Here is a 20,689-nt window from a genome sequence, read left to right on the forward strand (position 1 = left end):
TCACAACTAGCGCCGGTGGTTATGGGTCTCTGCGTTCGCAGGGACGACAAGCAGCGCGAAGCTGCGACAAAGGGAGCGAGCATGGAAGACCTGAAAGTGACCGCAAACGGTTACGACTTCGAACCGGCACGCGCGGCCATGCAGCGCTATATCGACAACAACCTGCTGTCAGGCATTTCCTGGGCGGTCATGGTCGGGCGCGACCTCGTCGACGTGAATTGCGTCGGCTGTGCCGACAAGGAAGCGCAGACGTCGCTCCGCACCGATCACATCTTCCGCGTCTTCTCCAACACCAAGCTGATCACCTCCTGCGCCGTGCTCTTGCTGTTCGAGGAAGGAAAACTCAGGCTCGACGACGCAATCGAAAAGTTCATTCCGCAGCTCGGAAATCGCAAGGTGCTGCGGCCCGGCGCCAGCTCGCTGGATGACACCGAGCCTGCGAAGAGCTCGATCACCATCCGTCAGTTGCTCAGCCACAGCTCCGGCCTGAGCTACGGCTTCTTCGATCCCGGTACCGCCATCTACAAGGCGCTCAACGAGCGCGGCGTTCACAATCCCATGACGACGCTCGCCGACATGGTGGACGTGCTGGCCGGCCTGCCGCTGATCTATCAGCCGGGCACGTCGTGGGAGTATTCGCTGGCCACCGACGTGCTGGGGCGACTGATCGAAGTCATCAGCGGCCAGAGTTTCGACAAGTTCATCCAAGCGCGCATTCTGGGTCCGCTCGGCATGGTCGATACCGGCTTCGTCGTGCCGGCAAAGGATCAGGGCCGGCTCGTCGCCTATTACGCCGGTGCGGACCTGATGGAGCCGATGAAGCCGGGATTGACCCGAACCGACAACTCGCCCTTCCCCGGCGCTTATCTGCGCCCGATCGCAAGGCTGAGCGGCGGCGGCGGCCTGGTTTCAACCTTGCCAGACATGGTCGCGCTGATCCGAAGCCTGCTGCCCGGCGGGCCGACCTGCTCAAGCCCGAGACGATCGCGCTGATGCTGTCCAACCAATTGCCCGAGGGCCAGTGGATCCGCTTTGCCACGATGGGAGAGCAGCCCGGCAAGGCGTTTAGCTTGGCCGGCGGATTGATCTTGAAGCCCTCGGCGTTCGATCACCCTGACGCCGCGGGCGAGCCCTATTGGGGCGGCGTCGCCGGCACCCAATGGTGGATCTCGCCGAAGCGCAACATGGCGGGCGTGATGATGGCACAGCGCCAGATGGCGTTCGTGCATCCGTTCTCGTTCGAGTTCAAGCGGCTGGCGTATGAGGCGGTGAAGCAGAATGCCAAGGTTGTTGCTTGACGCGACAACCTATCTGCCGCGGTCCCTGCGAACGCAGGGACGACAGCTCAGGCCGCCGCTGATACCACCCGGTTGCGTCCGTCGTGCTTGGCGCGATACAGCGCGGTGTCGGCGCGCTTGAGCACGTCGGCGACCGGCTCGCCCTTGTGGTCCAGCGTCGCCAGGCCGATCGAGATCGTGACGTCGATCCGCTTGGTGCCCTTGTTGACGGCAAAGGTTTCGCTGGCGATCGAGCGGCGCAGGCGCTCGGCGACCATGCCGGCGACGGTCAGGTCGGTTTCCGGCATCACGATGACGAATTCCTCGCCGCCATAGCGGCAGGCGAGATCGATGCCGCGGATCGACTTGCGGATGCGCACGGCGAACTCGCGCAGCACGTCGTCGCCGGCGTCGTGGCCGTAGGTGTCGTTGATGGATTTGAAGAAGTCGATGTCGAGGATCATCAGCGCGAGCGGCTTGCCGCGGCCCGAGGCCTGCTCGACGAGCGTCGAGAGATGGCTTTCCATGTAGCGGCGGTTGTGCAGCCCGGTCAGCGCGTCGGTGATCGCCATTTCGATCGAGTTCTGCACGTTGTCGCGCAGGTGGTCGGTATAGCGCCGCTTGCGGATCTGGGTGCGCGCCCGCGCCAGCAATTCGTTCTTGTCGACGGGGCGCAGGAGATAGTCGTTGACGCCGATTTCGAGCCCGCGCAGCAGCCGCGCGTTATTGTCGGCATCGGAGATGGCGAGAATGGGCAACTGGCGGGTGCGCTCCAGCGAGCGCGCCTGGCTGCACAGCCGCAGGCCGTCGTAATTTTCCAGGCTGAGAGAGACGATCAGCAAATCGTAGTTGCCGTCAGCGGCGTGAAACAGCGCTTCCGCTGGATTGATTTCGACGTCGACGGTGTGCTCGGCGGCAAGGATCGGCGCCAGCCGCTCGTAGGACGACGGCCGGTCGTCGACAAGCAGGATCCGCCCGCCGACGCCCTTGTCGGCAATCGCGCTGCGCTCGGGCGCTTCCATGCCGATCTCGAGCGAGGTGATGGCGCGCATGCGCAGCTCATCGGTCATCATCTTCAGCCGCGTCAGTGACCGAACGCGCGCGATCAGAACGATGTCGGACACCGGCTTGGTGAGAAAATCGTCGGCCCCGGCTTCCAGCCCGCGGACGCGATCGGACGGGCTGTCAAGCGCGGTGACGATCACGACAGGAATGAAATGGGTCGCCGGGTTGGATTTCAGCCGGCGACAGACCTCGAAGCCGTCCATGTCCGGCATCATGACGTCGAGCAGGATGATGTCGCATTCGGAGCGCGAGCAGAGGTCGAGCGCCTCGGCGCCGTTGGAAGCGGTCAGCACGTCGAAATACTCGGCCGACAGCCGGGCTTCCAGCAGCTTGACGTTCGCCGGAACGTCATCGACGACAAGGATACGCGCAGACATCGAAACTAACCCCTACCCGATAAAACGCCGTACGGTTTCAATAAACTTGCCGACGGAAATTGGTTTGGACAGATACGCCTCGCAGCCGCCTTCGCGGATGCGCTCTTCATCGCCCTTCATCGCAAACGCGGTGACGGCAACCACCGGAATGGCGCGCAACTCCGGATCGTCCTTGATCCAGCGCGTCACTTCGAGGCCCGACACCTGCGGAAGCTGGATATCCATCAGGATCAGATCAGGGCGCAGCTTGCGGACGAGATCGAGCGCCTCGAAACCATTGCTGGTGCCGGAGGTTTGATAGCCATGCGCTTCCAACAGATCGCGAAAGAGCTTCATATTGAGCTCGTTGTCCTCCACGATCAGGACGGTTTTCGCCATCCCGTCCCTCCCTCATCCCAGGAAACAAGTCCGGCCTTTCGGCACGTCTTGCACCGACGCCGCCCCCTGTCGAAAACTGAATTCAAACTAGCGCCAGATTCGCTCTAAGCCGTTAAATCGATGCGCCAACTTTTACGAAGCGGTTTCGATTGTTGAACACACTTCGCAGACTCGGGCATGATGGTTCCCAAATTAGAGACCATAAGTTAACGGAAAGGCAAACGATCTATTGAAAAAGCCTGTTCACAACCCCCGCGAAGTGGCTGAAATCGTTGCGGTTCAGGCGCTGAGTTTTATTGCCGGCGATCCTGAGAGGCTAGGCTTGTTCCTGGCTGAAACCGGCATCGGTCCGGAGACACTGCGCACTGCCGCGGCCGACCCGCAATTTCTGGCCTCGGTGCTGGATTTTGTGATGCGGGACGACGCAACGGTGAAGGCATTTGCGAGCGCCTCGCAACTACACCCGACCAACATCGCCGCCGCCCGTCAGGTGCTCGGCGATCCGCATTGGGAGCGCGACGTGCCGTGAGCGCGCAGGCGCCAACCTTCTTGGATGGTCCGCGCGCGTTCTGCCGGGATTGCCTCGGCGACCTCGATATCAATGCAAGACGATGCAATGAATGCGGTTCCCCGCGCCTGGTCCGCCACCACGCCCTGCCCTCGCTGACGCTGGCGCATATCGATTGCGACGCGTTCTACGCCACGGTCGAGAAACGCGACAATCCGGAACTTGCCGACAAGCCCGTGATCATCGGCGGCGGCAAGCGCGGCGTGGTATCGGCTGCCTGTTATGTCGCGCGGACCTATGGCGTGCGCTCGGCGATGCCGATGTTCAAGGCGCTGGCGCTCTGCCCCCAGGCGGCCGTGATCCCGCCAAACATGGCCAAATATGTCCGCGTCGGCCGCGAGGTGCGCCATGCCATGCAGACGCTGACGCCGCTGGTGGAACCGCTCTCGATCGACGAGGCGTTTCTCGATCTTTCCGGCACGCAGCGTGTTCACGGCATGATCCCCGCAAAAGTGCTGGCGCGCTTCGCCCGCGAGGTCGAGCGCGACATCGGCATCACGGTTTCCGTCGGCCTGTCCTGCAACAAGTTCTTGGCCAAGATCGCCTCCGATCTCGACAAGCCGCGCGGCTTTGCCGCCCTCGACCAGATTGAGGCCCGCGAGATGCTCGCCGAGAAGCCGGTCGGCTTCATCTACGGCGTCGGTCCCGCGACCCAGGAAAAGCTGCTGCAGCGGGGGTTTCGCATCATCGCGGACCTGCAGCGCGCCGACGAGATCGAGCTGATGAAGCAGTTCGGCGGCGAAGGCCGTCGGCTGTGGCGGCTGGCGCGCGGCATCGACGACCGCAGCGTGGTCCCCGACCGCGGCGCCAAGACGATATCGAGCGAAACCACGTTCGAAAACGACATCCGCGATTTCGCCACGCTGGAACGGCTGTTGTGGCGGCTGTCGGAAAAGGTGTCGTCCCGGCTGAAGAACGGCAACCTTGCAGGCCTCACCATCACGCTGAAGCTGAAGACCGCCGATTTCAGGCAGCGCACCCGCTCGCAATCGATTCAAGCGCCGACCCAGCTCGCCGCGAAGATCTTTGCGGTGTCGCGCGAAATGCTGGCCAGGGAGATCGACGGCACCGCCTTCCGCCTGATGGGCACGGGCGTCAGCGCGCTGCGCGAGGGGTCGCGGGCCGATGATATCGACATGCTCGACCGCCGCTCCGCCCACGCCGAGCGCGCGATGGATGACTTAAGGAAAAAGTTCGGCAATGCCGCCGTGATCCGGGGCATTGCGTATCAGGGGCCGGCGAAGGAAGAGGATGAGGAGGAGTAGACCGCTCTCACCCTCAGGTACACGCAGAGACGTCAATCGACGACGGCGACTGCCTCAATCTCGATCAACCATTCCGGGGCCGCGAGCGCCGTTACACCGACGAGTGTGCTCGCCGGCGGCTCCATGCCCTCAAAGAAAACCGAGCGCGCCTTGCCGATGATCGGACGGAGCTCAGGCTTGTAGCCGACGACGAAGGTGGTGATCTTCACGATGTCCGCGTAACTCGCACCGGCCGCTTTCAGCGCCAGGCCGATATTCTGCATCACCTGCGTCGTCTGCGCGGCGATGTCACCCTCGCCGACCACCCGCCCCTCCTCGTCGGTGGAGACCTGTCCCGCGATGTAGATCGTGCGCGCGCCCGAGGCGGCGACGACGTGGGAGTAAGCCGGATTGTGGTGAAGGCCGCTTGGCCGAAGTTTTTCGAGCTTGCTCATGTTTGCGCCTCCCTGGCGTGCATGGTTCGGCCGAAGCGTATCCGGGTCCAGCGCACTCGACCAGACTCGTTGTCGCAGGATGCGCAGCCCAAGGCCTGACCCGAGGACGAGCCCCCTTGATTGCAGGGCTTGGAATCCCTGACGCCGAATTTGCCCACCCTCAAGGAAAATACCAACTAAGCGGGCTTGAACCGGCAAGGAATGATCAGATTTCTATCAAGTCTCCAACTTGTAGGGGCCCGTAGGTCGGGATGCGTCCACGAAACCCTACGCGGAAGGAGCGGAACATGGCCTTTTTAAAGCGGGAGTTACATCGGCAGGTCAAAGGCCCGGAAACCACCGAACTGGATCTTTGGAACCTGGTCTTCGACACTGACACCAAGCGCTTGTACGTCGAACATGAGTGGACCTACATGGATCCGCGTATTCGCGGGGCGGCGGACTATCGAACGGACGTAATGGATATCGCGGAGTATCTGTCGCAAGGCGGTCAAACCGCGGGCCACCGTGAACTCTGGCGGTTGCTGCGAGCGATCTTCAAAGAACAGTTCGAACCTGAGGAGGATGACCGCCAAGCGGCGCTTTCGGAGCAGCCCCCTGCTCAGGAAGTCGAGCAGAAGTCGCCAAATCGCTGACGCAGATTGTGATGAGAGCCTCGCCATCGTCACCCGCGCGGCGTCTTTCCGACGCACAACAGGCGCCTATCCTCATGGCATGACGGCAAAGCCAGCGCTCGGCTTCAGAGACGGTCGACTTGCGCAGCGGCTGTCAGAGCATCTTGCCGACGACCTCGGTCATGTCCTCCACCGAGAAGGCTCGCAACGTCTCGGTGCGAACATTTCCCAAGGCGCCGAGGCTCAAGCTAAGCGTCATGGCGGAAAATTCATCCGGCGCATCGAGGATCGTCACAATGTCGAAGCGTCCCTGCGTCCAGAATAGTTCCTTTACCGTAATTCCGAAGGTCTCGGCCATTTTCTTGAAAGCCTCTGCCCGTTTCGGCGAGTCCTTTGCGCTCCGGCCTCCCTGATCGGTGAAGTTGGCAAGCATAACGTAAGTTACCATCCTGGCTCTCCCTAATTGTCGGGCCTAACCGAACCTCCTGGTCGACTGTTCGCGGCCATCCATAGATCAGCGCTCGTGGATGCCCTGCGCACGGCTGTCTCACGAAAACTGCTCAAGGTCCGCTTTGAGCGCTACCAGGAAGCGAGCGGCTTCGCCGCCTGTCACGACGCGATGGTCGAAGGTGAGCGACAACGGCAGGACGCGCCTCACCGCCGGCTGGCCTCGATAGGCGACCACCCCTTGGGTAATCCGGCCGGCGCCTATGATCGCCACTTGTGGCGGTACGACGATCAGGCCGGCGAAGCGGCCTCCGATCATTCCGAAATTCGACAGCGTAATCGTCGCTCCGCGCAACTCTCCCGGAGGTATCGAGCGCGCGACCGCGTCCGCCCGCATCCGGTCAAGGCCGGCTCGCAGGTCCGATATGTCCCGCTCGGCGACATTGCGCAACACGGGAACGATAAGACCACCCCCGGTATCGACGGCGATGCCGAGATCGATACGGTCGATCAGACGCCGTTCACCGGCGTTGGAATTGTACCAGGCATTGAGCGAAGGCTCCGTCTTGCAGGCGACAGCGATCGCGCGCACCAGTCGGATTGTCACGTCCTCGCCGGTTCGCCAATCATCGATATCGGCCTCGTCGGTGACGCTGGCAGGAACGATCTCGGCATGAGCCGCTGTCATGCGCTGAGCCATCGCGCGCCGCAAACCGCGCAACGGTTCGGCAGGTCCGGTATGGGACAAGCCCTTGGCAGCCCGTTCCACATCCGCACGCGTGATGGTGCCGCCGGGTCCTGTGGCTTCGATCAGATCGAGGTCGACATCGAGCTTGCGGGCGAGCGCGCGCACTGCCGGATACACCTGGGCTTTCTGTCCAGCCGCTGGCCCGGAAGGTGCCGCTGCCGCCGGCGGCGGCTCGCCTGCGCCAAGTTCGCCGACAATGGTGCCGGTGTCTTGCTCGGGGCCTTCGGCAAACTCGACAAGCGGTGCGCCTACCTTCACCACATCTCCCTTGGCGCCAAACAGGTGCAGGATGCGTCCGCTCGAGGGTGACGGCACCTCGACGACGGCTTTGTCGGTCTCGACCGAAACCAGTGGCTGATCGGTAACGACGTGATCGCCTTCGTTGACATACCAGTTCACGATCTCTGCCTCTTCGAGGCCCTCTCCCAGATCCGGCAATACGAACTGGCGCATGGGACAAACCCGCTGGCAATCAGCTGAACTGGCACGCCTTGCGCGCGGCCGTGACGATACGATCAACCGACGGCATCATGTGTTGCTCGAGCCGCGCCATCGGAATGACCGTGTCGTAGCCGGTGACGCGGGCCACGGGTGCGAGCAGAGAGGTCAGAGCGCGCTCGGCGATCAGCGCCGCGATCTCGGCTCCGAATCCGCCGGTGCGTGTCGCCTCGTGCACGATGACACACCGCCCTGTTTTTGCGATCGAACCGAGCACCGTGATTTCATCGTAGGGCTTGAGCGTGGCGAGATCGATGACCTCGGCGGCGATGCCGTCAGCAGCCAGCGTGTCGGCCGCCGCCATGGTTTCCTTCAGCATCGCACCCCAGCTTATCAGCGTGACGTCGCGGCCTTCCCGCAGGACAAAGGCGACATCCAGCGGCAAAGCCTCACCGTTATCTTCCACCTCGCCTTTCGCCGCGCGGTAGATGCGGGTCGGCTCCAGAAATACCACCGGATCGGGATCGCGGATCGCGGCGAGCAGCAGTCCGTAGGCGCGCTCGGGCGACGAAGGAATGACAACGCGCAGGCCGGGGATATGGGCGAGCATCGCCTCGGTGCTTTCGGAATGGTGTTCCGGCGCGCGAATGCCGGCGCCATGCGGCGTCCGCAGAACCATTGGGCAGGTGAGCCGCCCCTGGGTGCGGTTGCGGAATCGGGAGGCGTGGTTCACCAGTTGATCAATGCAGGGATACAGAAACCCCATAAACTGGATCTCGCCGACGGGCTTCATCCCCTGCGCCGCCATGCCGACGCAGAGCCCGCTGATCAGGAGTTCGGCAAGTGGCGTATCGAGGACCCGCTCCGGGCCGAAGCGCGTTTGCAGGCCGACGGTTGCGCGGAAGACGCCGCCATTGATGCCGACATCTTCGCCAAGCACGACGACATCAGGGTCATCCTCCATCGCGCGGGCGAGCGCCAGATTGACAGCCTCGACCAACGTCACCTCAGGCATCGCCCTCTCCCGCAAGTTGGCGGCGCTGCGCGGCGTACGTCTCGGGCAGCTCGGCATAGAGATGATCGAACATGGTTTCGGGTCGGCGTGGCTCCGTTGCCAGATAGCACTCAACCGCCGCCTCGACGCGCTCATGGCACTCTGCGGCGAGCTGTTCTTCCTCCGCCTTGCTCCACATTTTTTGGCTCACGAGATAGTTCCTGAGGCGCGCGATCGGCTCTTCTTTCCAACGGGCCTGGACTTCGTCAGCCGAACGATAGCGTAACGCGTCATCGGAGGTCGTATGATCGCCGAGCCGGTAGGTGACCGCCTCGATGAAGCGCGGGCCCCGGCCCTCACGGGCGGCGGCAATGGCGTCTTCGGCCGCGGCGCGCATCGCCACAACATCGCTGCCGTCCACTTGCTCGCCTATAAAGCCGGCGGCGACGGCTTTCTGCGCCAGCGTTTCGCAACCGGTCTGTAGTCGTAACGGGACGGAAATAGCCCATTGATTGTTGGTGGCGACGAACACGACAGGCAATTTGTGCACGCCGGCAAAATTCATCGCCTCGTAGACATCACCCTTCGAAGTGGCGCCATCGCCGAACATGCATACGGCGACACGCGGCTGCTTGCGAAGCTTGAAGGCATAGGCAACGCCGGCGGCATGCGGCGCCTGCGATCCCACGGGAACGCAAAACGGGAAATCCTCGACCGGTCCGGAGAAGCAATTGCCCCGCTCGTCCCCTCCCCAGAACAGCAGGATCTCCTCCAGCTTGACGCCACGCCAGATCAGCGCGCCATTGTCGCGATAGGAGGGCAACAGCACGTCCTCTTCGCGCATCGCACTGGCTACGCCAACCGATACCGCCTCCTGGCCAAGCGAAACGGCGTACGTCCCGAGCCGGCCGGTGCGCTGCAATGCGACAGCCTTTCGGTCAAAATTGCGCAGCAGCAGCATCGCTCGATAGAGCGCAGTGAGAAGGTTGGTATCGGAGGCGAATGCAGGGAGCGGCCGATTAATCGAGCCGTCTGGCGCGAGGTAATTGCGGTGACGCACCTCAAAGCGCGCGATGACGGGAAGTCCTCCGCCTGACAATTTTTTGCTGGCCACGTCCTCGCTCCCGGAGCGATTCTGCATCCCACAATTCGTAATTGGTGCTGGGCCGGAACAATACAAGATGGGCGCACCCATCTTGTATTGCTGCACCGCGCTCGCGAGGCGGCCTTTACCACCGTGGAAACGACACCGCGTCAGTGGTATATCAAGCCATGGCAAATGGTCAGGTTGTCCTCGTAACAACTGAACCGTTGGGAGGCGGTGCACCCGTTCGCTCGGTCTACTATGTGGCTGAACGGGATCCGGCAAAGGCCGAGGCAATCATCGCAGCAATGATGGCCCCGAATGAAAGGGTCGAGGCCTGGGGGCCGCTTCCGGCGCCGGCTGTCCAGGCGCTCGGATTGAAGCCCGGCGATTTCATGCGCGGGTGACATCAAGAAAAACTGTGAGACGCCCGCGCGATCTCCGGGCGCGACCGTTTTCAGGATGCCGTCACTTGCAGGGTTTGGAATCCCTGACGTCGAACCGGCCCATGGCGCCGGCAATCACGAAATCGTTGTAATCGAGTACCAGCGCGCGGGAGACGCCGTTTTCAAACAGCTCGAACGACATGGCGTAAACCGGCGTCTGCTCGCCGTCTTTCGCCTTGGCGTCGCGGTCGTAATAGCTCACGGTCACGGGCCAGCGGGTCAGCGCCTTCATCTGGTCGTTCACGGTCGAGGGATCGGGCGATGCAATGCTTTGGGTGCCCGGGATCGGCTTCCCGATCACCGACAGCGTGTTGTAGACCTTCTCGCCATTATCCGAGCCGTCATAGACCATCAGCTCCAGCACCGACTTGCCCGCGCGCGCGGCGGCGATGATGTGCTGGATCTGCTCGGTCGGGAACACGACCTTGCCGTCGAGCTCGAACGTCTTGGCAACCGGCTGTTTCAGCTTGACCGTGATGCGGTCGCCGACCCGTTCCGCCACGCCGTCGATCGGCGCGGAGTCGGCATCGTTCATGCGGGTGTCGATCTTGAAGCGATAGCTCTTGCCGGCGGCATCTTCCCAGGAACGCGAGCGAAGATCGCTCAGCGTCAGCCTGCCCTCGCCGCTGTCGAGTTCGGACACCTGGCGGAATTCGGAGGTGTAGCCCTCGCAGACGCTGCCTGAAAAATTGTAGAGAATGCGCCCGCGCGCACCCGATATCGCATTGGATCCGCGCGACTTGACCAGCTTCAATTCATACAGCGCCTGGTGGGCGAGAAATGGCCCGCTGGCGCCGGCCAGCGCCGGACCGTTTGGCAAGCCTGAGAGCAAACTGGCAGCAGCCGAAAATACCAAAGCACGAACCGGAATCGGGAACGAGCTAGCCATGTTCAATTTTTTCCTCGAGGGAGATTCGATTACATTAGTGACGGGTCCATTGCGCCGCAACTAGGGCGGTGCCACGAAAACGCAAGAATTCGAGGCCGAGGCGCGCCGTTTTTGGCTTTTCCAGGCACGATCCGCCGCGATCGCCATGCTGGACGGAAGCTCTGCCGTCGCTTGCAAGACGAGGCACGATGCGCGAAACAATGCCCGCCTGACCGCAGGTCAGGAACGGTCACATCAAGCGGGGATGCAAACATGGCGGGTACGGTCGAACAGAAGCTGGCGGCACAAGGTATCGTCCTGAACGAGCCGCGCACCCCCATGGCGAACTATGTCGGCTTCGTGCGCTCGGGAAACCTGCTGTTCGTCTCCGGCCAGGTCTGCGCCGACGCCGAAGGCAAGCTGATCGCCAAGGGCAAGCTCGGGGCCGGCGTCACGATCGAACAGGGATACGCTGCAGCGCAGGGCTGTGGCGTCAACCTGCTGGCCCAGGTCAAGGCGGCGCTCGGCGATCTCGACAAGGTCGTGCGCGTGGTCAGGCTCGGCGGCTTCATCAATTCCGCGCCTGATTTTCTCGACGGGCCCAAGGTGCTCAACGGCGCCTCCGACCTGATGGTCACGGCATTTGGCGACAAGGGCCGGCACGCCCGCACCACGGTCGGCGTCGCTTCGCTCCCCTCGGATGCCGCCGTCGAGGTCGACGCGATCTTCGAGGTATCCTGAAGCGGAGCGGCTCTCGTGCGCGCGCCGGACTGGCTGACGGCAAGGCCGGTCGCTCATCGCGGCCTGCATGATATTTCGCGCGGCATCGTCGAAAACATGCCGGCGGCCGCGCAGGCCGCCGTCGACGGCAATTTCGCCATTGAATGCGATATCCAGCTTTCGTCCGACGGCGAGGCGATGGTCCATCACGACGATGCGCTCGGCCGCCTCACCGACGGTTCGGGCGCGTTGCTCGGTATGACCGCGGCCGAACTCAAGGCCGTCAATTTCAAGGATACGCCGGAGCGGATGATGACGCTCGGCGATCTCTGTTCGCTTGTCGGAGGCCGCGTGCCGCTGGTGATCGAGGTGAAAAGCCATTTCGACGGCGATCGCCGGCTGGTGAAGCGGATGGCCAAGGTGCTCGCCTCTTATGACGGCCCGGCGGTCGGGATGTCCTTCGATCCGGATCAGGTGGTGGCGTTGCGCGAACTGATCCCTGGCCGCGCCCGCGGCATCGTAGCCGAACACGACTATACCGCCGAGGAGTGGCCGGAAGCGTCGGCGGAACAGCGCCGCGGCATGACGCATCTGCGCCACGCTTTTCGCACCCGGCCGCATTTCGTCGCCTATTGGGTGAATGAGCTGCCCGCAGCCGCGCCTTGGATCGCCCGCAACGTCTTAGGCCTTCCGTTGTTAGCCTGGACCGTGCGCACACCGGAGCAGCGTGCGCAGGCGGCACGCTACGCCGACCAGATGATCTTCGAGGGTTTCCTGCCGGGAACCTGATGCTGTCAGCGCCACCTTGAACTCGCCTGCCGGATGCACGATCTTTGCAGGGCGTTGGTCGCCATGCGCGATGGCTGATCGCATGATGGGACCGGTTTGAATTTCTAGATGGCATCATCCGAAATCACTCTCGAAGCCGTCCCCTCCGTCAGCGACATCAAAGCTGCGGATTGGGACGCCTGCGCAAATCCGGCGGGCGACCCGAACGGCCTCGATAGCCTGGACACGCTGGCTCCGCGGAACGGCTCCTGCGCCGCTGCAAAGCCGGCCTATAACCCCTTCGTTTCTCATGCCTTTTTTGTAGCCGCGGAAGCTTCTGGCTCGGCCTGCGCCCGCACGGGCTGGGGTCCTCGGCATCTGCTGGCACGGCTCAACGGCGAGATCGTCGGCGTCGTGCCCTGCTATCTGAAAGCCCATTCGCAAGGCGAATATGTCTTCGACCGCGGCTGGGCGGATGCTTATGAGCGCGCCGGCGGACGTTATTATCCCAAGCTGCAGGCCTCGGTGCCGTTCACGCCGGCCACCGGCCCCCGACTTCTGATCCGCGACGGCGTCGACCGCGAACAGATCGGCTCAGCGCTGGCGCGCGGGCTAATGGCGCTGTGCAACGCGACCCACGCCTCCTCCGTGCATGTGACCTTTGCCCGCGAGGCGGAAGCGAAGTTATTGGGTCAGCATGGCTTCCTGCAACGGAACGACCAGCAGTTTCACTGGCACAACGAGGGCTATGGTAGTTTTGACGATTTCCTGAACTCGCTGAATTCGCGTCACCGCAAAGCGATCAAGCGCGAGCGACGCGAAGCGGTGGCCGCCGGCGTCACGATCCACCGCTTGACCGGAGCCGATATCACCGAGGACGCGTGGGACGCATTCTTCACGTTCTATATGGAGACCGGCTCGCGCAAATGGGGCCGCCCCTATCTCACGCGAAAATTCTTCTCGCTGATCGGCGAGAGCATGAGCCGCGACGTGCTCCTGGTGATGGCCAAGCGAAACGGCCGCTGGATTGCGGGTGCCATCAATTTCATCGGATCGGACACGCTGTTCGGCCGCAATTGGGGCGCCATCGAGCATCACCCGTTCCTGCATTTCGAGGTCTGCTACTATCAGGCGATCGATTTTGCGATCGAGCGCGGCCTCAAGGTCGTCGAGGCCGGCGCGCAGGGCGAGCACAAGCTGGCCCGCGGTTACCTGCCGCAAACCACCTATTCCGCGCATTTCATCGCCGATCCCGATTTGCGCCGCGCGATCGCCGACTATCTGAAGCGCGAGCGCGCCTATGTGGCCGAGGTCGGACGGGAACTGACCGAGGCCGGCCCGTTCCGCAAGGCCGCCGACGAGACTTGACCGGTTGAGCTGCCGACGTGAGATTTGAGATCAAACCTTGAGGGAAGAAGCCCATGCCCGCCTACGACGCCAACAATCCCTTCGCAAAAATCCTGCGCGGCGAGTTTCCCTGCCACAAGGTTTATGAGGACGACCATGTGCTGGCCTTCCTGGACATCATGCCGCGTTCGCCGGGCCACACGCTGGTGATCCCAAAAGTCCCTGCCCGCAACATCCTCGACATCGCGCCCGACGATTACGCCCACGTCGCGCGCGCCGTCCACAAGATTGCCGCCGCCGCCATGAAGGCGTTCAAGGCCGACGGCATCACCGTGCAGCAATTCAACGAGCCCGCCGGCGGCCAGGTCGTGTTTCATTTGCACATGCATGTCATGCCGCGCCACGATGGCGTGGCGCTGCTGCCGCCCGCGAGCCGCAAGGAAGATGTGAAGGTGCTGGAGGACAACGCGACCAAGCTGATGGCGGCGCTGGGGTAGCTTTCAACCCCCACGACGTCATTGCGAGCGCGTGGAGAAGCCTAATCCCCCTCCACATCCCCGCTCTTCGCCTCCGCCAGCGGCGAGAACTCGCAGCGGTCCGGCTTGACGTCGAGCAGCGGCGTCTCGTCGAGGCAGTCGAGGCCGCGCACTAGGATCGTGTTACCTTCGACGCCGACGAACTTCACGATCGAGGTGCCGATCGGATTGGGCCGCACCGGCGAGCGCAGCGAGAAGGTGCCGCGGGTTTTCCGGTTGTTCCTCGGGCTCTGCAGCACGAGATCGCGGCGCGAGTGATGCAGCCAATAGATCACTTCGAGATTTTCATAGAAGTCGACGCCCTTGATGGCGGGCACCCAGGGCTCGAAAATCTCGAGCCGGCAAACCGGGCCGTCGTGGCGGCCCTGTCGCGGTGTGTCCAGCCGCGACTTCCAGGGCGTGCGGATGCGGCCGATGAAGACCAGCCCGGCATCGCGGGCCGGCGGCATGTCGACGGTAACTTCGCCCTCGCGGAGTTTGGTGTCCTGAACCATTGCCTAATCCAGTGAGATGGGCACCGATCGCGTGCAACTTTTCTTGTCGGGGCAGGACAGTACCGGATTATGGGCCATGCAATCAACCGAGCCACCATTTGCCGGCCAGAAGGATGATCTCGCCAGAGACCACGCCGGCAAAGATCGAGCGCCGCGTCAGCATGAACACCGCAAAGCCGGCCGCGACCGCGCCGTAGCGCAGCCAGTCCGGCACGCCGGCCAGCGCGCCCGGCGGCTGCACCAGGATTTGCGCGATGACCCCGGCGAGAATCGCGGTCGCCACCGCCCTCACCCACACCAGGACTTCCGAGCCCTCGTCGACGCCGGCGCCTAACCAAAGCCCGGCCATGCGCCAGATCTCGTTGGGCAGGAAACCTGCAAGCACCAGGACCAACAGCGCGTGCGGGCTGCCGAAAAATTCGCTCATGCGCGCGCCCTCTCCCGCCACCAGTGCACGCCGTAGGCAATGCTGCCGGCGGTGACGCCGCTGATCAGGATGTCGACGCCGGTATGCAGCATCGACACCAGCGGAAACAACGAAAGCCCCAGCACCAGCGCCAGCACATCCGATATCTGCTTGCAGTTGCGCGCCGTCGAAAGCAGGAACGCCAGCGGCGTCAGCAGCAGGATCGCCGCCGCAAACAGCGGCGGCAGCTTGGCAGCAAGTGCATAACCAAACGTAGTCGCGATCATGCAGACGGTGACCAGCCCACAGCCGAGGCCATGCGTGAACGCAATCCGCCGCTCGCGCGGCACCTTTGGCAGCAGCCGATAGCATTCGACCCAAAGCGTGACGGCAATGAAATGCGTCGCCAGCACGAGGTGGCGGCGCCTGGTCTTGGGTGTCTTCATCAGCGGCAACACCGATACCACCATCGGAAACAGCCGGATCGCGCTCACCGTCACCGCAATCGCCGCCTGCACCGCGGTCGCCCCGGAGCCGAGCGTCGAAATCAGGATGATCTGCGCCGGACCAGCCCATACCAGCAACGTGCTGCCGAGCACCCAGCCGAGGCTGAAATGGCTGTCATGGGCCAGCGCGCCGATGCCGAGATAGGTCGCAAACAGCACCAGCGTCAGCACGGTGGATGCGACCGAACTCATGCCCCATGCGAAGGCGCGAATGGGGCTTTTCCATTGGGGAGACTCGAGTGGAGGTAGCGCCACGGATGACCGGATGGAGGATTGAATCGTCGCGGGGCATAGGGCTGGCGAAAGCCCCTTGCGTCAAGGAATCTAGCTACAGAGCTGTTATGCGTCGGTAAGCCGTTTCCCCGTCATTGCGAGCCACCGGGTCGCGCGTATGCGCGCCCGATGACAGGCTCCGCGAAGCAATCCGTAGCGCGGCATACCTGATAGATGGATTGCTTCGTCGCTAGCGCTTCTCGCAATGACGGGATCAAGCCCCGTAATCTGGTCTCATCACCCCGGCACGCCCCTGTTCCTCAGCACAAAACACGCGCCTCCTGCTTTGCGAATGCGGTTGCAGAGGTCGTCTGCCTCGCCGCGCGTGTCGGCGCCGAAGCGCACCTGGTAGAACGTCGCCGGGCCGCGGCTGCGCAGGCGCGAGGCGAGAATGCTGGGGTCGCGATTGCCGATCGCGCTCGAAAGGCGCGAGACCGCGCGCCCATACATCGCAAGCGCCTTGTCGCGGGAAAAGCCGGCGGCGAGCTGCACGCCCCACACCTTCGCGGCGGCGAGCTTCACGCGCTGCTCCAGCCCGGCGATAAAGGGATTGGGCGCCTGTTTCAAAAGCGCCATCAATTCGCGGCAGCTCGATGTCGGGATTCGTTGGGGCTGCTTGCCGCCCTTTCCCGCCGCGGCCCACTCCTCGACCGTGGAGCCGGTGATGGCGATCACGTAGCTGCGGGTTTCCTGCGGCATCCCACCAGTGCCGGCCAGCCATTCCTGCACCCGCCGCGGGCCGGCATTGTACGCCGCGGCGGCGAGCCCGAGATTGCCGAACTGGTTGCGCAGCTCGTCGAGAAACTCGGCCGACTTCGGCAGCGCCTGCACGGGATTGAAGGGATCGAGCAGGCCGCGCTCGTTCGCCGTTCCCGGCATGAACTGCGCAATGCCCTGCGCCCGCGCGCCGCTGCGCGTCACCGGCCCGACCGCATCGGACTGAAAGCGGCTCTCCTGCCAGATCACGCGCGCGAAGAACTCCAGCGGCAGGTCCGAGGCCCTCGCCGCCGACTCGATCATCAGGCACATCGCCTCGCGCGCCTCGCTCTCGCGCGCGGTGGTCGGCTTTTGGCTAGCCGTCGCGCTCGACCGGGTAGCCTCACCCGCGTCCTCGGCGCGGACGTTCGCAATCGAGGACAAAAGCAACAGCGTGCACCATAGGGCGCGAAGAAGCCGACCTCTTTGCATGGCAGTTCGCAATCCGGGAATGCGTATTGCGGTGGAAACGTTGGTCAAACGATCATGGCTTGCAGGTGGATCCGCCGCCTTTCCGCTGCGCGCCGCCTTTTTTGCGTTGCAATTGCTCCGAAATCCCCGCCATCGGAACCGGCGTTAATTTACGTTAACGCCGCATTTTGCGGCGGCCGGACTTTTACGGGCAACAAAGCGGGGTAAAAGTCTCCTCACTTTTTTGGGAGAACTTTCAATGCAGGACCGGCGCGGGAGCGTGCGCGACAAGGTGATGTATGGCGGCGTCGCCGAGATCGGCGAACACGGCGCGACGCGCGAATGCATCGTCCGCAACATCTCCGATCACGGCGCGACCATCGAGTTCAGCAATGACATCCAGGTGCCGAAAGAGCAGCTCTCGCTGCGCATCGCGCGCAAGGGTCGCTCCTTCCTCGCCAGGGTCATCTGGTGGCGCGACAATTTCGTCGGTGTCGCATTCTATGGTCAAAGCCCGGCCGAGCCGGTCTCCGATCTCGAGGAGCGGCTGCGCCGAAGCGAGATCAAGAAGCGGCAACTCGAGCGGCGGATCGACGAACTGCTCGGCGAGCGCTGAGCGCCGACGGGTCTTGTACGCAACACCATTGACGACTTACGGTGCCGCGGCCCAACCACGGTATTGCTGGAGTTAGCATGTCTCCAAAACCGCCAGACGACCTGCCCGTCTATCGCCTGCTGACCGGCAAGGATGACGCTGCCTTCTGCCGGCGCGTTTCCGAGGCAATTGAGCTCGGATATGTGCTGTATGGCTCGCCTTCCGTGACGTTCAACGGTGAATATGTCGTGGCCGCCCAAGCGTTGGTTTGGCCGGGCAGTTAGGGCATCAAAAAGCCGGCGGTCTTGCGACGCGCCGGCCCTTCGTTTCGGATTGAGGCCGCTTATGCCTTGACCAGCGGTCCCTTGGACGCAGGCCCCTTGGAGCCGCCGCCCCCGTTGGGGCCGCCCGGCTTCGGCTTGCGCTTGCGCGCCCCCGGCAGCTTCTCGGGCTTCGGCGTGACCGGGCCCTCGACGAACTCGAAGCCGATCTTGTCTTTGCCCTCGGCGTCCTTGACCAGCACGACGCGGACATGGCCGCCGCCCTTGAGCTGACCGAACAGCACCTCGTCCGCGAGCGGCTTCTTGATGTACTCCTGGATCACGCGCGCCATCGGCCGCGCACCCATCTGCTCATCGTAGCCATGCTCGATCAGCCAGGCCTTGGCTGGTTCCGACAGCTCGATGGTGACGTCGCGGTCGGCGAGCTGCGCCTCGAGCTGCAGCACGAACTTCTCCACCACCATACCGATGACGTCGGCGTTGAGGTGAGCGAACGAAACGATCGCGTCCAGCCGGTTGCGGAATTCCGGCGCGAACTGGCGGTTGATCGCCTCATGGTCGTCGCCTTCCCGCTTGTTGCGCGTGAAGCCGAAGGCTTGGCGCGCGAGGTCGGCAGCGCCCGCATTCGTGGTCATGATCAGGATCACGTTGCGGAAGTTGACCTGCTTGCCGTTGTGATCGGTCAGCCGGCCGTGATCCATGATCTGCAGCAGCACGTTGTAGAGATCCGGATGCGCCTTCTCGATTTCGTCGAGCAGCACCACGCAGTGCGGATGCTGGTCCACGCCATCGGTCAACAGGCCGCCCTGGTCGAAGCCGACATAGCCAGGAGGCGCGCCGATCAGACGCGACACCGTGTGCCGCTCCATATATTCGGACATGTCGAAGCGAAGCAGCTCGACACCGAGCGAGGCCGCAAGCTGTTTTGCAACTTCGGTCTTGCCGACGCCGGTCGGACCGGAGAACAGGTAGGAGCCGATCGGCTTTTCCGGTTCGCGCAGGCCGGCGCGCGCCAGCTTGATCGCGGCGGATAGCGACTCGATCGCCTTGTCCTGGCCGAACACCACGCGCTTCAAGGTCTGCTCAAGGTGCTTCAGCACCTCGGCATCGTTCTTTGACACGCTCTTGGGCGGAATCCGCGCCATGGTCGCGATCGTAGTCTCGATTTCCTTGATGCCGATCGTCTTCTTGCGCCGGTTCTCGGCGACCAGCATCTGCGCCGCGCCGGACTCGTCGATCACGTCGATCGCCTTGTCGGGCAGCTTGCGGTCGTGGATGTAGCGCGAGGAGAGCTGCACGGCCGCCTCGATCGCCTCATTGGTGTATTTCAGCCGATGGTAATCCTCGAAATAAGGCTTGAGGCCCTTCAGGATCGCGATCGCGTCTTCCACCGTCGGCTCGTTGATGTCGATCTTCTGGAAACGGCGCACCAGCGCGCGGTCCTTCTCGAAATGCTGGCGATATTCCTTGTAGGTGGTTGAGCCCATGCAGCGGATGTTGCCCGCGGCGAGCGCCGGCTTGAGCAGGTTGGACGCGTCCATTGCGCCGCCGGAGGTGGCCCCTGCTCCGATCACGGTGTGGATCTCATCGATGAACAGGATGGCGTTCGGATGCGCCTCCAGCTCCTTCAACACCTGCTTCAACCGCTCCTCGAAATCGCCGCGATACCGCGTGCCCGCGAGCAGCGTGCCCATGTCGAGCGAGAATACGGTGGCCGCAGCCAGCACTTCCGGCACCTCGCTGTCGACGATGCGCTTGGCGAGCCCTTCCGCGATCGCAGTCTTGCCAACGCCGGCATCGCCGACGAACAGCGGGTTGTTCTTCTGGCGGCGGCACAGCACCTGGATCGCGCGGTTGATCTCGGCATTGCGCCCGATCACCGGATCGATCTTGCCGTCCCGCGCCTTCTTGTTCAGGTTGACGCAATAGGTCTCGAGCGCCTCGCCCTTCTTCTTGGCGTCCTCGTTGCCCTTGGTCTCGGTCTCCTCGTCGACGCCGCGCACCGGGCGCGCTTCGGAGACGCCCGGCCGCTTGGCGATGCCATGGCTGATGTAGTTGACCGCGTCGTACCGCGTCATGTCCTGCTCCTGCAGGAAATAGGCGGCGTGACTTTCGCGCTCCGCGAAAATCGCGATCAGCACGTTGGCGCCGGTGACTTCCTCGCGCCCCGATGACTGGACGTGTATCACCGCGCGCTGGATCACGCGCTGGAAACCGGCCGTCGGCTTGGCGTCATCGGCGCCGTCAGTCACCAGATTTTCGAATTCGGTCTCGAGATAATTGACGAGGCTGGTGCGCAGCTTGTCGAGATCGACGCTGCACGCGCGCATCACCGCAGCCGCATCCGAGTCATCGATCAGCGACAGCAGAAGATGTTCGAGCGTCGCATATTGATGATGGCGCTCGTTTGCAATCGCCAATGCACGATGCAGGGATTGTTCAAGGCTTTGGGAAAAAGTTGGCATTCGCGTCCTCTATGGCCCCCGGTCATCATGATCGCCATTACCCGGTGAGGCAACAACAACCTTCGTCATCCCCTGTCATATAGTTACACACGATCGTGGCGAAAGACCGGTTCCGCAAGCGTGGTTTT

The 20,689-nt window shown here is 63.2% G+C and carries 24 protein-coding genes; 11 read left to right on the top strand and 13 right to left on the bottom strand.

Annotated elements, in window-relative coordinates; all coding sequences use genetic code 11:
• The first annotated feature begins 81 nt into the window (after positions 1–81).
• Entirely contained in the window at positions 82–993 is a 912-nt protein-coding gene (locus tag V1273_RS20815; RefSeq protein ID WP_334410724.1) for a serine hydrolase domain-containing protein, read from the top strand.
• Positions 993–1,298 (top strand): hypothetical protein, encoded by a 306-nt coding sequence (locus tag V1273_RS20820; protein WP_334410725.1) that lies wholly within the window; start codon positions 993–995, stop codon positions 1,296–1,298. The genes V1273_RS20815 and V1273_RS20820 overlap by 1 nt, the downstream gene beginning before the upstream one ends.
• A 47-nt stretch (positions 1,299–1,345) precedes the next feature.
• Here V1273_RS20820 and V1273_RS20825 read toward each other — a convergent pair whose 3' ends face one another.
• Both V1273_RS20825 and V1273_RS20830 read right to left on the bottom strand, forming a co-directional pair.
• The gene (locus V1273_RS20825; protein ID WP_334381950.1) at positions 1,346–2,719 is read right to left on the bottom strand and encodes a PleD family two-component system response regulator; all 1,374 of its coding nucleotides are present in this window, start codon (positions 2,717–2,719) and stop codon (positions 1,346–1,348) included.
• Between the two features lie 12 nt (positions 2,720–2,731).
• A complete protein-coding gene (locus tag V1273_RS20830) occupies positions 2,732–3,097 on the bottom strand; it encodes a response regulator (protein ID WP_027538546.1) in 366 nt (121 codons plus the stop codon).
• Positions 3,098–3,326: 229 nt separating this feature from the next.
• Between V1273_RS20830 and V1273_RS20835 the strand changes: the two genes are divergently transcribed.
• Together V1273_RS20835 and V1273_RS20840 are read left to right on the top strand one after the other, a co-directional pair.
• Entirely contained in the window at positions 3,327–3,626 is a 300-nt protein-coding gene (locus V1273_RS20835) for a DUF3572 domain-containing protein (RefSeq protein ID WP_028345605.1), read from the top strand.
• Positions 3,623–4,930, top strand: a complete 1,308-nt coding sequence (locus V1273_RS20840) for a DNA polymerase IV (RefSeq protein ID WP_334410726.1) — start codon at positions 3,623–3,625, stop codon at positions 4,928–4,930. Before V1273_RS20835 ends, V1273_RS20840 begins: the two co-directional genes overlap by 4 nt.
• Before the next feature lie 32 nt (positions 4,931–4,962).
• Here V1273_RS20840 and V1273_RS20845 read toward each other — a convergent pair whose 3' ends face one another.
• Positions 4,963–5,364, bottom strand: a complete 402-nt coding sequence (locus V1273_RS20845) for a RidA family protein (RefSeq protein WP_334381946.1) — start codon at positions 5,362–5,364, stop codon at positions 4,963–4,965.
• Positions 5,365–5,651: 287 nt separating this feature from the next.
• Here V1273_RS20845 and V1273_RS20850 point away from each other — a divergent pair, with 287 nt between their 5' ends.
• Positions 5,652–5,999 carry a hypothetical protein gene (locus V1273_RS20850; RefSeq protein ID WP_334410727.1) on the top strand — a complete coding sequence of 116 codons (348 nt, stop codon included), beginning with the start codon at positions 5,652–5,654 and terminating at the stop codon, positions 5,997–5,999.
• Between the two features lie 133 nt (positions 6,000–6,132).
• Here V1273_RS20850 and V1273_RS20855 read toward each other — a convergent pair whose 3' ends face one another.
• The 5 genes from V1273_RS20855 to V1273_RS20875 form a co-directional block, all read right to left on the bottom strand.
• The gene (locus tag V1273_RS20855; protein ID WP_334410728.1) at positions 6,133–6,426 is read right to left on the bottom strand and encodes a GYD domain-containing protein; all 294 of its coding nucleotides are present in this window, start codon (positions 6,424–6,426) and stop codon (positions 6,133–6,135) included.
• Between the two features lie 99 nt (positions 6,427–6,525).
• Positions 6,526–7,626: a dihydrolipoamide acetyltransferase family protein gene (locus V1273_RS20860; protein ID WP_334363181.1), complete on the bottom strand. Its 1,101-nt coding sequence runs from the start codon at positions 7,624–7,626 to the stop codon at positions 6,526–6,528.
• A gap of 19 nt (positions 7,627–7,645) precedes the next feature.
• On the bottom strand, positions 7,646–8,626 hold the full coding sequence (locus tag V1273_RS20865; protein WP_334363182.1) for an alpha-ketoacid dehydrogenase subunit beta: 981 nt from the start codon (positions 8,624–8,626) through the stop codon (positions 7,646–7,648).
• Entirely contained in the window at positions 8,619–9,719 is a 1,101-nt protein-coding gene (pdhA, locus tag V1273_RS20870; RefSeq protein WP_334363184.1) for a pyruvate dehydrogenase (acetyl-transferring) E1 component subunit alpha, read from the bottom strand. The genes V1273_RS20865 and pdhA overlap by 8 nt, the downstream gene beginning before the upstream one ends.
• A gap of 438 nt (positions 9,720–10,157) precedes the next feature.
• Positions 10,158–11,024: a cell envelope integrity EipB family protein gene (locus V1273_RS20875; RefSeq protein WP_334363185.1), complete on the bottom strand. Its 867-nt coding sequence runs from the start codon at positions 11,022–11,024 to the stop codon at positions 10,158–10,160.
• A 252-nt stretch (positions 11,025–11,276) separates the two neighbouring features.
• Between V1273_RS20875 and V1273_RS20880 the strand changes: the two genes are divergently transcribed.
• The 4 genes from V1273_RS20880 to V1273_RS20895 all read left to right on the top strand — a co-directional run bounded on the left by V1273_RS20880 (position 11,277) and on the right by V1273_RS20895 (position 14,335).
• The gene (locus V1273_RS20880; protein ID WP_334363186.1) at positions 11,277–11,744 is read left to right on the top strand and encodes a RidA family protein; all 468 of its coding nucleotides are present in this window, start codon (positions 11,277–11,279) and stop codon (positions 11,742–11,744) included.
• A 15-nt stretch (positions 11,745–11,759) separates the two neighbouring features.
• Entirely contained in the window at positions 11,760–12,512 is a 753-nt protein-coding gene (locus V1273_RS20885; protein WP_334363187.1) for a glycerophosphodiester phosphodiesterase, read from the top strand.
• 108 nt (positions 12,513–12,620) lie between these two features.
• Complete coding sequence (locus V1273_RS20890) at positions 12,621–13,859, top strand: GNAT family N-acetyltransferase (RefSeq protein ID WP_334410729.1); 1,239 nt, start codon at positions 12,621–12,623, stop codon at positions 13,857–13,859.
• Positions 13,860–13,912: 53 nt separating this feature from the next.
• A complete protein-coding gene (locus V1273_RS20895) occupies positions 13,913–14,335 on the top strand; it encodes an HIT family protein (RefSeq protein ID WP_334363190.1) in 423 nt (140 codons plus the stop codon).
• Between the two features lie 41 nt (positions 14,336–14,376).
• Here the strand turns inward: V1273_RS20895 and tsaA are convergent, their stop codons facing one another.
• From tsaA to V1273_RS20915, 4 genes are all read right to left on the bottom strand, one after another.
• Complete coding sequence (gene tsaA, locus V1273_RS20900; RefSeq protein WP_334363192.1) at positions 14,377–14,868, bottom strand: tRNA (N6-threonylcarbamoyladenosine(37)-N6)-methyltransferase TrmO; 492 nt, start codon at positions 14,866–14,868, stop codon at positions 14,377–14,379.
• Between the two features lie 82 nt (positions 14,869–14,950).
• Positions 14,951–15,295 (bottom strand): AzlD domain-containing protein, encoded by a 345-nt coding sequence (locus V1273_RS20905; protein ID WP_334363194.1) that lies wholly within the window; start codon positions 15,293–15,295, stop codon positions 14,951–14,953.
• Positions 15,292–16,035 carry an AzlC family ABC transporter permease gene (locus V1273_RS20910; protein ID WP_334363196.1) on the bottom strand — a complete coding sequence of 248 codons (744 nt, stop codon included), beginning with the start codon at positions 16,033–16,035 and terminating at the stop codon, positions 15,292–15,294. Before V1273_RS20910 ends, V1273_RS20905 begins: the two co-directional genes overlap by 4 nt.
• Positions 16,036–16,290: 255 nt before the next feature.
• On the bottom strand, positions 16,291–17,193 hold the full coding sequence (locus V1273_RS20915) for a transglycosylase SLT domain-containing protein (protein ID WP_442894163.1): 903 nt from the start codon (positions 17,191–17,193) through the stop codon (positions 16,291–16,293).
• Positions 17,194–17,479: 286 nt separating this feature from the next.
• Here V1273_RS20915 and V1273_RS20920 point away from each other — a divergent pair, with 286 nt between their 5' ends.
• Positions 17,480–17,836, top strand: coding sequence for a PilZ domain-containing protein (locus V1273_RS20920; RefSeq protein ID WP_334363198.1), 357 nt, complete (start codon positions 17,480–17,482; stop codon positions 17,834–17,836).
• Positions 17,837–17,913: 77 nt separating this feature from the next.
• On the top strand, positions 17,914–18,099 hold the full coding sequence (locus V1273_RS20925) for a DUF1737 domain-containing protein (RefSeq protein WP_028345587.1): 186 nt from the start codon (positions 17,914–17,916) through the stop codon (positions 18,097–18,099).
• Between the two features lie 59 nt (positions 18,100–18,158).
• Here V1273_RS20925 and clpA read toward each other — a convergent pair whose 3' ends face one another.
• The gene (clpA, locus tag V1273_RS20930; protein ID WP_334363199.1) at positions 18,159–20,561 is read right to left on the bottom strand and encodes an ATP-dependent Clp protease ATP-binding subunit ClpA; all 2,403 of its coding nucleotides are present in this window, start codon (positions 20,559–20,561) and stop codon (positions 18,159–18,161) included.
• Between the last annotated feature and the right edge of the window lie 128 nt (positions 20,562–20,689).

The sequence above is a fragment of the Bradyrhizobium sp. AZCC 1721 genome, assembly GCF_036924715.1.
GTDB lineage: Bacteria > Pseudomonadota > Alphaproteobacteria > Rhizobiales > Xanthobacteraceae > Bradyrhizobium.

Bases quoted from the DNA above. Each gene is read 5' to 3' on its own strand.
- V1273_RS20815 (WP_334410724.1), top strand. From the start codon at position 82: ATGGAAGACCTGAAAGTGACCGCAAACGGTTACGACTTCGAACCGGCA.
- V1273_RS20820 (WP_334410725.1), top strand. From the start codon at position 993: ATGCTGTCCAACCAATTGCCCGAGGGCCAGTGGATCCGCTTTGCCACG.
- V1273_RS20825 (WP_334381950.1), bottom strand. From the start codon at position 2,719: ATGTCTGCGCGTATCCTTGTCGTCGATGACGTTCCGGCGAACGTCAAG.
- V1273_RS20830 (WP_027538546.1), bottom strand. From the start codon at position 3,097: ATGGCGAAAACCGTCCTGATCGTGGAGGACAACGAGCTCAATATGAAG.
- V1273_RS20845 (WP_334381946.1), bottom strand. From the start codon at position 5,364: ATGAGCAAGCTCGAAAAACTTCGGCCAAGCGGCCTTCACCACAATCCG.
- V1273_RS20850 (WP_334410727.1), top strand. From the start codon at position 5,652: ATGGCCTTTTTAAAGCGGGAGTTACATCGGCAGGTCAAAGGCCCGGAA.
- V1273_RS20855 (WP_334410728.1), bottom strand. From the start codon at position 6,426: ATGGTAACTTACGTTATGCTTGCCAACTTCACCGATCAGGGAGGCCGG.
- V1273_RS20860 (WP_334363181.1), bottom strand. From the start codon at position 7,626: ATGCGCCAGTTCGTATTGCCGGATCTGGGAGAGGGCCTCGAAGAGGCA.
- V1273_RS20865 (WP_334363182.1), bottom strand. From the start codon at position 8,626: ATGCCTGAGGTGACGTTGGTCGAGGCTGTCAATCTGGCGCTCGCCCGC.
- V1273_RS20875 (WP_334363185.1), bottom strand. From the start codon at position 11,024: ATGGCTAGCTCGTTCCCGATTCCGGTTCGTGCTTTGGTATTTTCGGCT.
- V1273_RS20880 (WP_334363186.1), top strand. From the start codon at position 11,277: ATGGCGGGTACGGTCGAACAGAAGCTGGCGGCACAAGGTATCGTCCTG.
- V1273_RS20890 (WP_334410729.1), top strand. From the start codon at position 12,621: ATGGCATCATCCGAAATCACTCTCGAAGCCGTCCCCTCCGTCAGCGAC.
- V1273_RS20895 (WP_334363190.1), top strand. From the start codon at position 13,913: ATGCCCGCCTACGACGCCAACAATCCCTTCGCAAAAATCCTGCGCGGC.
- tsaA (WP_334363192.1), bottom strand. From the start codon at position 14,868: ATGGTTCAGGACACCAAACTCCGCGAGGGCGAAGTTACCGTCGACATG.
- V1273_RS20905 (WP_334363194.1), bottom strand. From the start codon at position 15,295: ATGAGCGAATTTTTCGGCAGCCCGCACGCGCTGTTGGTCCTGGTGCTT.
- V1273_RS20920 (WP_334363198.1), top strand. From the start codon at position 17,480: ATGCAGGACCGGCGCGGGAGCGTGCGCGACAAGGTGATGTATGGCGGC.
- V1273_RS20925 (WP_028345587.1), top strand. From the start codon at position 17,914: ATGTCTCCAAAACCGCCAGACGACCTGCCCGTCTATCGCCTGCTGACC.
- clpA (WP_334363199.1), bottom strand. From the start codon at position 20,561: ATGCCAACTTTTTCCCAAAGCCTTGAACAATCCCTGCATCGTGCATTG.